We start from the raw sequence: 12,690 nt of genomic DNA, 5'->3' as shown, positions 1-12,690 counted from the left end.
ATTAACGAATTTTGTTTTTCGAATAACCAGGCCTGGTAACTCACTTGTATTGGTTACTTAATTTATAAAGCTCAATTTCTATTAAATGAATTTTATGAGAAGTATAAGACTAAATAGAAACTTTAAATTGATTGATAAGGCAGAAAATGTACATACTGAAAGTTGACGATAAAGAACTTTATTCAGTATTTCAACCTATTTATAGTTTCTCTAACCAGGCTTGTATTGGTGCTGAGGTGCTTGTTAGGGGTAGGAATTTGTTAACAAACAAAGCCACTTCTGTTAAGGATTGTTTAGCCGCTCCAAAAGAAATGACAAAAAGTAACTTTACTCGTCAACTGAATAAGATTCATTTGCAAAACTGGCAAAATAAAAAGAGCGAGCAGAGCTGGATATTTTTGAACTTAGATTTTCAATATTTTGATAGCTTGAGTGATTTATGCATTTCAGGTTTGCTTAATGAACTCAACCTTAAAGGTAATCAGCTTGTTGTTGAAGTGGTTGAAAGTGAAATTCATGATGATGTGTTATTTCAAAACTTAATTCAAAGTTTAAGAAGTTACGGTTGTTTGATTGCATTAGATGATTTTGGAGCAGGTCATTCAAATATAGATCGTATTTGGAAAGCGCAGCCAGACATCGTTAAGCTTGACCGAGCGGTGCTTATTGAAGCGACTAAAAGTATGAGAGGGCAAAGTATATTAAGGAACTTAACCCGTTTGATTCAGCAAGCTGGCAGTATTGCTTTGCTTGAAGGCGTTGAAACCAAAGAGCAAGCATTATTGGCAATGGATGTTGGTGTTGACTTGGTTCAGGGTTTTTATTTTGCTAAACCCGAGCGTGGATTTGATATTTTTAAAAAAGGTGAAGAACGTATTACTGAGGTTACGCAGTTGTATCCTTTGTATCAAAAAGAGCGTAAGTTTGTAGAAAAGCTTCAGAAAAGAGGCTACGAGACACTTTTTGATAGTTTAACTGGTATAGATTCTGCTGAAGAGCTTGAATATGAAATGCTTACCGTGTCAGACCTTTCATTTGTTAAACGGTTTTATATTTTGGATTATAACGGCTTTCAAATTAGCGAAGATCATTCGCAAGAAGAACAAAATCATTCAACGATGAATGAGAGTATTTTGAAGAAAGGTAAAGGGCTTTGTTGGAAAAACCGACGATATTTTATCAAGGCGATGCAAAACCCAACACAGGTTTATGTTTCTAAACCTTATCGCTCCTTAATTGATGTCGAACTTTGTTTGACTGTATCAAAGGTCATTGAGCTCATTAATGGTATTCAAGTCATAGCTTGCTATGATGTACATTATCGTGATAAGTCCATTTCCAGCGTTCAAATTTCGGTCTAGCTTAAACTAGATATTTAAAATTTAATAAAGACAGAGACGTCAAATCCCTTTAAGGGGTTTGGCGTTTTTTTGTTTTAAGTATTGGTGGATATTGTGCAACAAAGTGAAGTAGATATTAGTAAATTGGGAACCATTGTTTCCAAAACTGACTTAAATGGTTCTATCGTAGAAGTGAATGAAGCTTTTGTTAATGCGAGTGGTTATAAAAGGAATGAATTAATTGGTCAACCCCACAATATTCTAAGGCACTCTGATGTGCCTAAAGCTGTGTTTGCCGACATGTGGTTGACAATACAAAAGGGCTTGCCATGGGTTCAGATTGTTAAAAACCGTACTAAAGAGGGTAGCTTTTACTGGGTTAAAGCCAATGTAACGCCAGTGCTTGAAAATGGAAAGATAGTCGCCTATCAATCGGTGAGAACGGCTGTAAGCAATGCAGAAAAAGAAGCGGCTTCTCTGCTTTATAAAGAGATTAATAGCGGCCGAAAAAAAATTAAAAATGGTTATGTCATGGATGGACTTGAGAGACTGTGCATCTTTCACCATCTGCATCCAATGAATATTATGGTTAGCATGATCGCTATTTTAGGCGCTCTACTTGTTTTGGTTGATGCGCAAGTAGTTAAGCTCCCCGTTGAATTATTAGCCATAGTCAGTATTCTCTTCTTTGGTTATGCCTATGCAGGCAAAAAATATGCATTCAATCGACTCGGTAAAGCCAAACAAGTCATGGACAAAATGCGAGAGGGCGATTTTACTGGGCAGGTCAATAACTACGGTAATCATTCGTTAAGTAAATTAATCTCTTCAGTCAAAATGATGCAAATTCAGTTGGGCGCGATGTATGACGAAGCTCATGAAAAATTACGCATTAGCTTGCGTTTAAAATCAGGTTTGGATAGCGCCTCAGCCAATATGATGATGGTAGATACAGCTGGAAAAGTAATCTACCTTAATCATAAAATGCGGGCATTCTTTGAGCAACACTCAGAGAAGTTTCAAAATGAGATTAAATATTTTGATGATACAAATATTGAAGGTTCTGACTTAAAAGCGTTTTTTACTCAGAGTTCATTTAGGGACATTTCATCGGCCAATACCTTTGAAGAATTGATTGCTGGTTTAACCATTAAGCTTTCAATTGTGCCAGTAACAGGGCCTGATGGAAAAAATATTGGTGCGGTATTAGAGTGGCAAGATCTCACTCAGCAAAAAGTGATTGAGAATGAATTAAAGTCAACTTTGGAAATGGCTTCTATTGGCCATACCGCTTTGCATATTGAAACACAGGGTCTTTCGGGTTTTTATCTAGACACTTCAGAACATGTCAATTCTCTATTATCTGAGTTAAACGCCATTATTCAGAGTATGGTTCATGTTATGACCAAGTTGGCCGTGGGGGATATAAGAGGGCGGGTTGATAAAAACTTACAAGGCTCTCTAGCCGCGATGAAGGGGGCAACAAACGTCTCTTTGGATAATTTAAGTGCTATTGTTTTACATATTAAACGAGCTGCGGAAACTGTTGGCAGCGCATCTGAAGAGTCATCAAGAGCCTCACAAGACTTATCTGACAGAACGCAACAAGCCGCCGCTGCGCTAGAACAGATTAATGCGACTATGCAGAATATGAGTAATCTACAAAATCAGAACACCTTAGAGCTTGGTAGGGTGAATGACATTGCAAAACAGACGGTTGAGCAAAACAAACAGGCAAAGGTTTCATTAGATGCCACTATCGATTCGATTCAAGACATTCAACATACGTCTGAACAGATTGCTAATATTATTTCTATTATTGATGGCATTGCCTTTCAAACTAACCTTTTGGCGCTTAATGCAGCCGTAGAGGCTGCTAGAGCAGGTGAGCATGGCCGTGGGTTTGCTGTTGTTGCGGGTGAAGTGCGCTCTTTAGCACAAAAGTCAGCCGATGCGGCACGTGATATTAAAACGTTGATTGACTCTTCCGTAATCAAAGTGAGTGAAGGGGTATCTAAAGTCAATGAGACACATCAAGCTTTTGAGCAGGTTGATGAACGGGTTGGAAATATTGGTCAGGCTATGGAAGTTGTGCTGGGTTCCATCCATCAACAACAACATTCGGTGAGTGAAATAGCCCAGGCCATTAATAGCTTAGATGCAAATATTCAAAGTAATGCGGCTTTGGTAGAGCAATCCTCTGCGGCAGCTATGTCACTCAAAGTACAAGCCAATTTATTAACGGATGAAACCAGTCAGTTTGTCATTGATGAAGTTGAGGCGGAAAAACTGATTCAAGATTCTGAAGAAGCGTTTGGTGTTAAGTTGGTAGACGTACGAAGAAATATGCGGGTCTGGAGAACCAGTGTTCAAACTTTTTTAAATGGCATACCCACCACCTTGGATATGGAAAGGGCTACCAATCCAGTTAGCTGTGAGGTAGGTAAAAGTTTGGCGGTATTGATTCAGAATGAACCCTCTATTTCAACGATGCCAGAATTTTTAAAGGTTAATGAATTACATGTAAAACAACATCAGTTGGTTGAAATGGCTATCGTAATGATGAATTCAAAAACACCTTTATCAATTGATGAGCTTAAAGAAAAAGATAAGTTGTTAGATGAGTTTGTTGATGTTACTGATGCGTTAGATGCCGCTTTATCTGAATTAAATCGACGTTTAGTACATAAAGGGCTTTAGGTTTAGAACGATTAGTTCAGTTCTTCTGTATTGTTTTGCTTCAACTTGAGTTTACCTATAGTTTGTATTATTCAAGTCGCTCTTTGAGGTAAACTGATTTAGGTTTGAAAAGCCAGTTCGCTTTTTGAAAGTGAGACAGTTCTTATGTATCCAAGTGAATTATTATTTTAGTTAAGGAGTTGCGTAAATACGCGTTAGAAATTATGAAAGAGATAATGAGTAAACTATTTTCTCCAATCCTGAATTGGTTTGAAGACCCTGATGATAATGGTGATTATGTTTACCATTCATCCCACCGCAAAATTTTAGTTGTTATGGGGTTTTTATTTTTAATTATTGCTTCTGTTGCGCTGTATTTTTCAATACAAATTAATCAAATGGCGGGGCTTTTACCCGTTGTTTTATTTGGGGTAATTGGCTTGTTATGTTTGATTGTGGCTGGTTTGGGAAGTGATAGAGCGGTATCTAAACTTTGGAAAAATCGTGGTTAATACTCTGGTTAGAATAATCATCGTTGTTTAGTCAGTCGGTGTAATCATTTTTGAGTTAATAAAAAAAACCGTAGTTACCAGGCCTGGTAGCTACGGTTTAACTTTTTGAGTAACGGATTATTTTAGAGTAATAGACTCAGTACCTTTTTCACCCGTATTGTCTGTTAGGTTAACAGTGACTTTATCACCAGCGTTAGCCTTAACTTGTACCGCCATATATGGATTGGCAGAAACAGCTCCAGACCATTGTGCATCAACCGCTTTCTTGTCGTTCACTAATACTTCTACCATATCAATGTATTTAGCGGGATAAGGTTTACCTGTTTTTTTGTTCATGCGAACACCAGATTCCATAGGGTGTTTGATAAGGGCTTTTACTTCCGCAACACCCGCTTTTGATTTACCGCGCATTCTAATTTTAATAGTCATATCATTATCCTTTTACGAATTGAGTATTTTTTATGTAAGTATGTAAATAGGGTGTTTAATTAACCACCACAACCACCAATGGTTACTTTGACTTCTTGTTCTGCTTTAAGTAGCTTACCGCCAGCTTTTACAACAGCAATAACATTCATGGTTTGTCCCATCTTAATTCGGGTAGAGACGTAACCGACTGCTCCAGCGCCAAAGGTATATTCACACACTAAAGGCATAGGATTTTTGCTTGCCATAATGGCAATTGACTCTACGCCATCAATGGATGAAGCATCAACGGTTACGGGTGTTACCGCACCATTTTCGGCAATAGCGGGTGCTTTTAATTTAATGTCTGCCGATTCCGTGGTGCTTGTTGAACCAAAGACACTACTCAGTGCATCATCCGTGCTTTTAGCCGAGAATGCCTTTTTATTCCAATCTGCTAATACCTGTGTTGGTGTTAATAAACCAGCGTTTGCAGCAATGACTGCTGTGCCCACTGCTAAACTATTTTTTAAAAATGATCTACGTTGCATCATGAGTAAAACTCCTATGTTTTAATTGTCGTTTGGAAACCTGTTCAGTTGCTCTAATCATTGTGATTAATATTAGAGGTAGCTAATGTTTCCTTAATTTCAGATTAGTGATTTAAATAAATAAAGCAAGTAGATTTATTAGAGCATCAAGAAAATAAAGAAAGTATTGAGTGATGGATTTTTAGGTTATTATTTAGGTATTTCAATGGGTTATATTATGTGTCTTAATTCTTTTTACTTTGTTTTGTATAAAGTATTGTCACTGTTTGTTAAGAATGTATTTGGGTTTATAAGTTCAAAAAAACAGTGTTTTTGATAAATAACCAGGCCTGGTAGAGTTAAATAAAGACGCAATTTTGTTATTTTTTTGCGCCTTATTTGTATGGGAAAAGCAAATCTAGCTATTACAGTTTTCAGATAAAGACGGATTTAGTGACTCTTGTAATCATCGGTCCACTTAAAATCAAATTCGATTTGATTTAAATCAATGCCTTTTTCATTGAGAGTGGTTTCAAGCGCATTTTTTTCAGCCAAAATATCAATCAGGGCGTGGTTGTTATCTTCAAGTTTATGCATTTGCTCTAAACCCAAATGGTAAAAGCGCAAGATTTTCATCGCTTGTTCATCGCCACTTTCAACCGCTTCTTTAATATTTGCGAGTGTATTGGAAATATACATAAGGTTACGCTTTAGGCGCCAAGCGTAAATAGCTTCTTTCATCCACGCTTGATCAGCTAAGTAAGCTTTTACAATGGCCGCGGTAATTAATAGCCCAACAAACGCCCCCATAAAGTTTAATACCAAATGATTACTTGAATATTCACCAAACCATTTCACTGCGAGGGTGGCCGTAATAAAGCCGATAACAATAAAAATGCCCATCACGATGAGTGTCGCTTTTCGTGTTTGTTTGCGGTAATGGATTGGATCGATATCTTCAATTTTAAACATGGGTTAACCCGTAATTTGCATTTTAAAAAAGTGGAAAAAATTTGAGAGTTGATTTTACGGATTTATTTTAATGGTGTCATCTGTTTTGCACAGTTAATACTCAGGATTCAATATGTTATTTGAACTCTTGGCTTGAGTATCTAACTCGTAATATCGTTTACAACCTAATAAAAAGTTGAGTTTACAGCTGTTTCCAAAATGATTTATAGCCTTGTTAAGGTTCGTAAGTTCTGCGTTACTTGCGTTAGCTAAATAAAAGTTACCTAAGATAAAGTTGGCTTTAGCTGAATTATTTTCAGCCGCCGCGTTTAATAACTCAATCGCTTTTGTCTGGTTTTCTTCAATATCTTTACCAAGCATGTATTTTTGCGCCATGACAATTTGTGCATCTGGATTCTGTAAATCAACGGCTTTATTTAGCCATACTAACCCTTGCTTAATATCTTTTGGAACTGTAATGCCGTTTTCATAGGCCAAGGCGACTTGAAGCATTGCTAGTGCATGGCCTTTTTCAGCCGCTTGACTAAACCAATAAAACGCTTTTTTTAGATTTTTTTCTGTGCCAAGTCCGTCGTTATATAACACGCCTGTATTGTAAAGAATGTCAATGTAGGCAGAGTCAGTTAAGTTTTCTTTGAGAACTAGTCGAGCCAGTTTAATATGCCAAAAATAGGCATAATCTAGGTTGACCAATGGACCATTTTTAGGGTCAGCAAACAATCTAGACATGGCATAACCCGCTGCAGTGTCACCTTTTAAAGCCTCATGGCATACCTTATTTGCTTCGCCTTCTAACAAGTTATTACAGGTTTGATGATTAAACGTGGTGGCCGCGTAGGTGTTAAATGTTGTAAATGTTATTAGGGTTAAGAGGATATGTTGAAGTTTTATATGTCGGGTACAACCCTTTTTAAGCGCAGGGTTGATATTTGAATCACACATGGAAACTACCTTTAAAAAATAGATGATTACTGTAAAAGGACAAAAGTGTCTAGCTTTTAGATGGGAGCCATTATAGCGTTACATAAATATTTATGCGTATGAATGATTTTGTATTTAGTGAAAAAACGCTATATACTACGGCCTGATTTATGTCGGAGTGCCTTTAGGCTGAGATCGCGAAAGCGGGATCCGTAGAACCTGATCTGGATAATGCCAGCGAAGGGAACAATCAGATTAACGTAGGCATACGTTAATCGTAAATAAATAGAATTTGCTAGATCACTTTTTAAAACAAGGTGTTATTCGCTATATTTGTAATTTTTTTACGATGAAATCTTAATCTGAATCTACAGTCTATAGAGCTCCGCCTTTTGATTTTTTATTATCAATTAAACAAGGCAGAGTGATGAATACCAATAACCACCAAACAACCGATCGTCGCCAAAGACGTGCAGACGCTGAAGCATTTATTCAAAATGTATCGGGTCAATCTTTTCCAAATTCCAAAAAAGTCTATGTTGCGGGTAAATTGCACCCCATTAAAGTGGCGATGCGTGAAATTGCGGTAAGCGATACCATTAGCGGTAGCCGTGATAATCCAACGTATATTAAAAATGACGCTATTCCTGTTTACGATACATCGGGTGTTTATACCGACCCGCAAGTAAAAATTGATGTTTATCAAGGTTTACCAAAATTACGTTCAAGCTGGATTGATGCTCGTGGCGATGTAGAAGAGTTAGAATCAGTCACCTCAAAGTTTACCCAAGGCCGTTTGGCTAATGAAGGGCTGGATCATATTCGTTTTGATAATTTGCCCAATGTAAAACGGGCTAAAGCTGGACAAAACGTCACCCAAATGCATTACGCACGCCAAGGCATTATTACCCCTGAGATGGAATATATTGCGATTCGTGAAAATATGTCTCGTTTAGAAGTAACCGATGCCGAACTCACCCAACAACACCCAGGCCAATCTTTTGGTGCCAGTATTCCTAAAATGATTACTCCTGAATTTGTACGTGACGAAGTGGCACGAGGGCGAGCGGTGATTCCTTGTAATATTAATCACCCAGAGTCTGAACCTATGATTATTGGGCGTAACTTTTTAATTAAAGTAAACGCCAATATTGGTAACTCGGCTGTCGGTTCATCTATTGCCGAAGAGGTTGAAAAGTTGGTTTGGTCAACTAAATGGGGTGCCGATACCGTGATGGATTTATCAACGGGTCGTAATATTCATGAAACCCGTGAATGGATTATGCGTAATTCGCCCGTTCCAATTGGCACTGTACCAATCTATCAGGCCTTGGAAAAAGTAAATGGTGTGGCCGAAGACTTAACCTGGGAAGTATTTAGAGATACTTTAATTGAGCAAGCCGAGCAGGGGGTGGATTACTTTACCATTCACGCAGGTGTGTTATTACGTTATGTGCCAATGACGGCTAAACGTGTTACAGGCATTGTCTCTCGTGGTGGCTCAATTATGGCCAAATGGTGTTTAGCGCATCATCAAGAAAACTTTTTATACACGCATTTTGAAGACATTTGCGAGATTATGAAGGCGTATGACGTTACCTTCTCATTGGGCGATGGTTTACGTCCTGGTTCAGTGGCCGATGCCAATGATGAAGCCCAGTTTGCTGAATTAGAAACCTTGGGTGAGCTTACCAAAATTGCTTGGAAACATGATGTGCAGGTCATTATAGAGGGGCCTGGCCATATTCCATTACACATGATTAAAGAGAATGTTGACAAACAATTAGATGTTTGTGGCGAAGCGCCTTTTTATACTTTAGGGCCGTTAACTACGGATATTGCGCCAGGTTACGACCACATTACTTCAGGTATTGGTGCGGCTAATATTGGTTGGTATGGTTGTGCCATGCTTTGTTATGTTACGCCCAAAGAGCATTTAGGCTTGCCTAATAAAGAAGACGTTAAAGAAGGTTTAATGGCTTATAAAATTGCTGCACACGCGGGCGACTTAGCCAAAGGTCACCCAGGTTCACAAATTAGAGATAACGCCTTATCTAAAGCGCGTTTTGAGTTTCGCTGGGAAGACCAATTTAACTTAGGGTTAGACCCAGAACGAGCACGAGAATATCACGATGAAACCATTCCGCAAGAATCTGGCAAGGTCGCGCATTTTTGCTCAATGTGTGGCCCAAAGTTTTGTTCTATGAAAATTAGCCAAGAAGTGCGTGATTACGCCAATGAGCAAGAAAAAGTACGTTTGCACGATGGCGAAAATGGCCAAATTACCGAGATCTCTTTAGAAAGCATTCAAGTCGGCATGAAAGAGAAGTCGCAAGAATTTAGGGATGCAGGTAGCCAAATTTACCAGAAGGAGGCGTAGTGATAATGGTACCAAAGTCATCTAAAAGACCTAAAGTGGCCGTTTTAGGGGCAGGTTTAATTGGTAGGATGTTAACCCTGTCTTTAGTAGATGAATATGAGGTTTCTCTGTTTGACAAAGATAAGGGGGATGCCAAACAGAGCGCTGCGTTTTTGGCAGCGGCTATGTTGGCCCCCTTGGCTGAGTCTGCGGATTGCGATATTGAAATCATGCAAATGGGGGAGCAGGCACTTACGCTTTGGCCTGAGTTTATTAACAAGTTAGACGCTTCGGTTTTCTTTCAACAAGCGGGCAGTTTAATTGTGGCTTTTGATCAAGATAGTGCCGCTTTACAGCAGTTTCAGAACCGATTAAAGGGGACTGGTTTTGAATCATTGAGTGCCAATCAAATTCAAGCGTTAGAGCCAGAGTTAAACTCAAGGTTTCATAAAGGTCTGTATTTACCCAATGAGGCTCAGCTTGATAATCGGCAATTGTTAGAGGCTATGGCGCAAACGATTTACCGCCATGATGTGGCATGGCATAAAAATGTTCATGTCAATATCGTGAATGAGGATGTGTTTGTAAACCAAAAACCCTTAGTGGGTTTTGATTTTATTATTGATTGTCGTGGAATGGGCTTAAAGGAAGATTTACCTCAAAAACAAGCCCAATTTCGAGGCGTAAGGGGGGAGGTGGTTCGGGTGTATGCGCCTGATGTGAGATTACATCGACCGATACGCTTAATGCATCCTAGATACCCCATTTATATTGCACCCAAGGAAAATCATCAGTTTGTGATTGGGGCTACTCAATTAGAATCTGAAGATGAGCGAAGACCAACGGTACGCTCAGCATTAGAGTTATTGTCTGCTTGCTTTAGTGTGCATTCGGGTTTTGCGGAAGCTGAAATATTAAGTATAGATTCTGGGTTAAGACCAGCCTTTATGGATAATCATCCTAAAATTTATCAAACCAAAAACCGATTTGTTATCAATGGCTTGTTTAGACATGGTTACCTGCTTGCTCCTGTAATAGTCGAAGAGTGCATAAAACAGATTAAAAAATCACAGCAAAAAACAGAACCCTTTGATAACGATAAAGTTTTAACCTTTTTACCAGGCCTGGTAACTCAAGAAAACCCTTATTTAAATTTTGATTAACAAGGTTATAAAGATGAACATAATAATTAATCAACAAAACTTTAGCTTTGAAGAAGAGATAAACATGACCTTTGCCCTAGAGTTCTACAAGGCAACACCGCCTTTTGCGGTATTGCTTAATGATGAGTTTTTACCACAGTCTGACTACAAAGCAACGTGGTTAAAAGACGATGACAATATTGTTGTGGTTGGTGCCATTCAAGGAGGTTGAAGTGTTACAGCAAGAACAAAATACCGTTACGATGGATTCAACTCTTAATCAAAATGATAGCCTATCCATCTACGGTACACCATTAACCAGTCGTTTATTTGTTGGTAGTGCTTTGTATCCGTCACCATGGGTGATGCAAGAATCGATAAAGGCATCAGGCGCACAAGTTGTCACGCTTTCATTAAGTAGGCAGAACCCGAATGAGTTGGGTGGGCAAGCCTTTTGGAATATTATTCAGTCTTTAGGGGTACACCTTTTACCCAATACCGCAGGTTGTCATTCTGTTAGAGAGGCTGTCAATATGGCTAAGATGAGTCGCGAAATCTTTCAAACGGACTGGATCAAATTGGAGTTGGTCGGTGATGATTACAACCTACAGCCTGATCCCATTGATTTAGTGAAAGCGACGGAGATTCTATTAAATGATGGCTTTAAGGTTTTACCCTATTGTACCGATGATTTAGTGATTGCCCGCCATTTAGTTGAATTAGGTTGTGAGGTAATTATGCCTTGGGGTTCGCCAATAGGAACAGGTAAAGGGCTTTTAAATCCATACGCTTTGCAAGCGATACGTGAGCGTTTTCCTGATATTACGATGATTGTTGATTCGGGTATTGGTAAACCATCTCATGCCATACAAGCGATGGAAATGGGGGTTGATGCCATTCTTTTAAATACGGCTATTGCTCACGCTAATCATCCCCAGCAAATGGCAGGGGCCTTTAAACTATCTATTGAAGCAGGCCGTATGGCTTATTGCTCAGGCGCTATGGCTGAGCAAGCATCGGCTCAACCAAGCACTCCTACAATTGATTCACCTTTTTGGCATCATAATAGCTCATCTTCATAACGCTTTTCTTTTTTTAAGTTTTATTAAGTTTTATTAAATTTACAGAGTTACCAGGCCTGGTAACTCTGTTTTAATTTCTTTTCATCTTTTTATTTTTATTCTAAATATTCACACTAAGCCTAAAATTTTGCTTTATTTTCATACAATTTAAGTTGACCAGGCCTGGTGGTTTCTAATATCAACTGTATGAAATACAGGGGTTTTCATGGTTTATAGAGATTAAACGGTTTTATTTTTATCTAAAATATAATAAAAAAGGTGATTTTTAACTTAATGGGGTGTATTATTTAAATGTAAATAAATTACATATTCAATTCAAGGGAGAATATTATGAAAATGTATCATTTAGTTAAACAAGTTGCGAAAAACTCTGTATTAGGTTCAGCTTTGGTGTTAGGTGCGTCGTTTAGTGTCTTTGCAGAAGAAGCTGTTCAGTTAAATACACAGCAACAGACACAATTGCAAACACATGACCAAGTTGGGCCAGCTATACCTCAAGGTGGTGGGGTAAATCAAAAGCAAATTCAAAATAAAAATATGTATCAGCATCAAAAAACCCTTGAAGGTGAGCTTCAAAAAGCCGAAAAAAATAAACAAGCTAATGGTGCGGGTGGTAAATCAGACGGCCGTTCAGATAATCGTACTGGGAATAGAAGTATGAATGGTGGTAGCGGTTCAATGAATCGTTCTGGTGGGGGTGGCAAGCACTAATTAATTTCAAGTGCTTAGCGTTTAAATTAAAAAGCCA

At 38.4% G+C, this 12,690-nt stretch carries 12 protein-coding genes and 1 riboswitch; of the genes, 8 read left to right on the top strand and 4 right to left on the bottom strand.

All coding sequences use genetic code 11. The annotated features are described in order from the left end of the window. Positions 1 to 146: 146 nt before the first annotated feature. From A379_RS12510 to A379_RS01380, 3 genes are all read left to right on the top strand, one after another. The gene (locus tag A379_RS12510; RefSeq protein ID WP_051144871.1) at positions 147 to 1,361 is read left to right on the top strand and encodes an EAL domain-containing protein; all 1,215 of its coding nucleotides are present in this window, start codon (positions 147 to 149) and stop codon (positions 1,359 to 1,361) included. A gap of 93 nt (positions 1,362 to 1,454) precedes the next feature. Then, positions 1,455 to 4,040 (top strand): methyl-accepting chemotaxis protein, encoded by a 2,586-nt coding sequence (locus tag A379_RS01385; RefSeq protein WP_198525641.1) that lies wholly within the window; start codon positions 1,455 to 1,457, stop codon positions 4,038 to 4,040. 215 nt (positions 4,041 to 4,255) lie between these two features. After that, positions 4,256 to 4,531, top strand: a complete 276-nt coding sequence (locus tag A379_RS01380) for a hypothetical protein (protein WP_232744799.1) — start codon at positions 4,256 to 4,258, stop codon at positions 4,529 to 4,531. Between the two features lie 117 nt (positions 4,532 to 4,648). Here the strand turns inward: A379_RS01380 and soxZ are convergent, their stop codons facing one another. From soxZ to A379_RS01360, 4 genes are all read right to left on the bottom strand, one after another. Beyond that, a complete protein-coding gene (gene soxZ, locus A379_RS01375) occupies positions 4,649 to 4,960 on the bottom strand; it encodes a thiosulfate oxidation carrier complex protein SoxZ (protein ID WP_040725155.1) in 312 nt (103 codons plus the stop codon). A gap of 59 nt (positions 4,961 to 5,019) precedes the next feature. Then, entirely contained in the window at positions 5,020 to 5,487 is a 468-nt protein-coding gene (gene soxY / locus A379_RS01370) for a thiosulfate oxidation carrier protein SoxY (protein WP_040728499.1), read from the bottom strand. 429 nt (positions 5,488 to 5,916) lie between these two features. Then, positions 5,917 to 6,438, bottom strand: coding sequence for a DUF3087 family protein (locus A379_RS01365; RefSeq protein ID WP_040725153.1), 522 nt, complete (start codon positions 6,436 to 6,438; stop codon positions 5,917 to 5,919). A gap of 93 nt (positions 6,439 to 6,531) precedes the next feature. Continuing rightward, positions 6,532 to 7,380 carry a tetratricopeptide repeat protein gene (locus A379_RS01360; protein ID WP_040725152.1) on the bottom strand — a complete coding sequence of 283 codons (849 nt, stop codon included), beginning with the start codon at positions 7,378 to 7,380 and terminating at the stop codon, positions 6,532 to 6,534. A 143-nt stretch (positions 7,381 to 7,523) separates the two neighbouring features. Continuing rightward, positions 7,524 to 7,622, top strand: a riboswitch (TPP riboswitch). A gap of 164 nt (positions 7,623 to 7,786) precedes the next feature. Here A379_RS01360 and thiC point away from each other — a divergent pair. The 5 genes from thiC (at position 7,787) to A379_RS01335 (ending at position 12,653) form a co-directional block, all read left to right on the top strand. After that, the gene (gene thiC / locus A379_RS01355; protein WP_040725151.1) at positions 7,787 to 9,739 is read left to right on the top strand and encodes a phosphomethylpyrimidine synthase ThiC; all 1,953 of its coding nucleotides are present in this window, start codon (positions 7,787 to 7,789) and stop codon (positions 9,737 to 9,739) included. Between the two features lie 5 nt (positions 9,740 to 9,744). Next, positions 9,745 to 10,881, top strand: coding sequence for an FAD-dependent oxidoreductase (locus A379_RS01350; protein WP_081696298.1), 1,137 nt, complete (start codon positions 9,745 to 9,747; stop codon positions 10,879 to 10,881). A 13-nt stretch (positions 10,882 to 10,894) separates the two neighbouring features. Next, positions 10,895 to 11,092: a sulfur carrier protein ThiS gene (gene thiS, locus A379_RS01345; RefSeq protein WP_051144870.1), complete on the top strand. Its 198-nt coding sequence runs from the start codon at positions 10,895 to 10,897 to the stop codon at positions 11,090 to 11,092. A gap of 31 nt (positions 11,093 to 11,123) precedes the next feature. Then, positions 11,124 to 11,942 (top strand): thiazole synthase, encoded by an 819-nt coding sequence (locus tag A379_RS01340; RefSeq protein WP_040728496.1) that lies wholly within the window; start codon positions 11,124 to 11,126, stop codon positions 11,940 to 11,942. Between the two features lie 330 nt (positions 11,943 to 12,272). Further along, positions 12,273 to 12,653, top strand: coding sequence for a hypothetical protein (locus tag A379_RS01335; protein ID WP_040725148.1), 381 nt, complete (start codon positions 12,273 to 12,275; stop codon positions 12,651 to 12,653). Positions 12,654 to 12,690: the final 37 nt, after the last annotated feature.

The organism is Thiomicrorhabdus sp. Kp2 (assembly GCF_000478585.1).
Taxonomy (GTDB): domain Bacteria; phylum Pseudomonadota; class Gammaproteobacteria; order Thiomicrospirales; family Thiomicrospiraceae; genus Thiomicrorhabdus.
This window is presented reverse-complemented; position numbering and strand designations above follow the sequence as displayed.

Bases quoted from the DNA above. Each gene is read 5' to 3' on its own strand.
- A379_RS12510 (WP_051144871.1), top strand. From the start codon at position 147: ATGTACATACTGAAAGTTGACGATAAAGAACTTTATTCAGTATTTCAA.
- A379_RS01380 (WP_232744799.1), top strand. From the start codon at position 4,256: ATGAGTAAACTATTTTCTCCAATCCTGAATTGGTTTGAAGACCCTGAT.
- soxZ (WP_040725155.1), bottom strand. From the start codon at position 4,960: ATGACTATTAAAATTAGAATGCGCGGTAAATCAAAAGCGGGTGTTGCG.
- soxY (WP_040728499.1), bottom strand. From the start codon at position 5,487: ATGCAACGTAGATCATTTTTAAAAAATAGTTTAGCAGTGGGCACAGCA.
- A379_RS01365 (WP_040725153.1), bottom strand. From the start codon at position 6,438: ATGTTTAAAATTGAAGATATCGATCCAATCCATTACCGCAAACAAACA.
- A379_RS01360 (WP_040725152.1), bottom strand. From the start codon at position 7,380: ATGTGTGATTCAAATATCAACCCTGCGCTTAAAAAGGGTTGTACCCGA.
- thiC (WP_040725151.1), top strand. From the start codon at position 7,787: ATGAATACCAATAACCACCAAACAACCGATCGTCGCCAAAGACGTGCA.
- A379_RS01350 (WP_081696298.1), top strand. From the start codon at position 9,745: ATGGTACCAAAGTCATCTAAAAGACCTAAAGTGGCCGTTTTAGGGGCA.
- thiS (WP_051144870.1), top strand. From the start codon at position 10,895: ATGAACATAATAATTAATCAACAAAACTTTAGCTTTGAAGAAGAGATA.
- A379_RS01340 (WP_040728496.1), top strand. From the start codon at position 11,124: ATGGATTCAACTCTTAATCAAAATGATAGCCTATCCATCTACGGTACA.
- A379_RS01335 (WP_040725148.1), top strand. From the start codon at position 12,273: ATGAAAATGTATCATTTAGTTAAACAAGTTGCGAAAAACTCTGTATTA.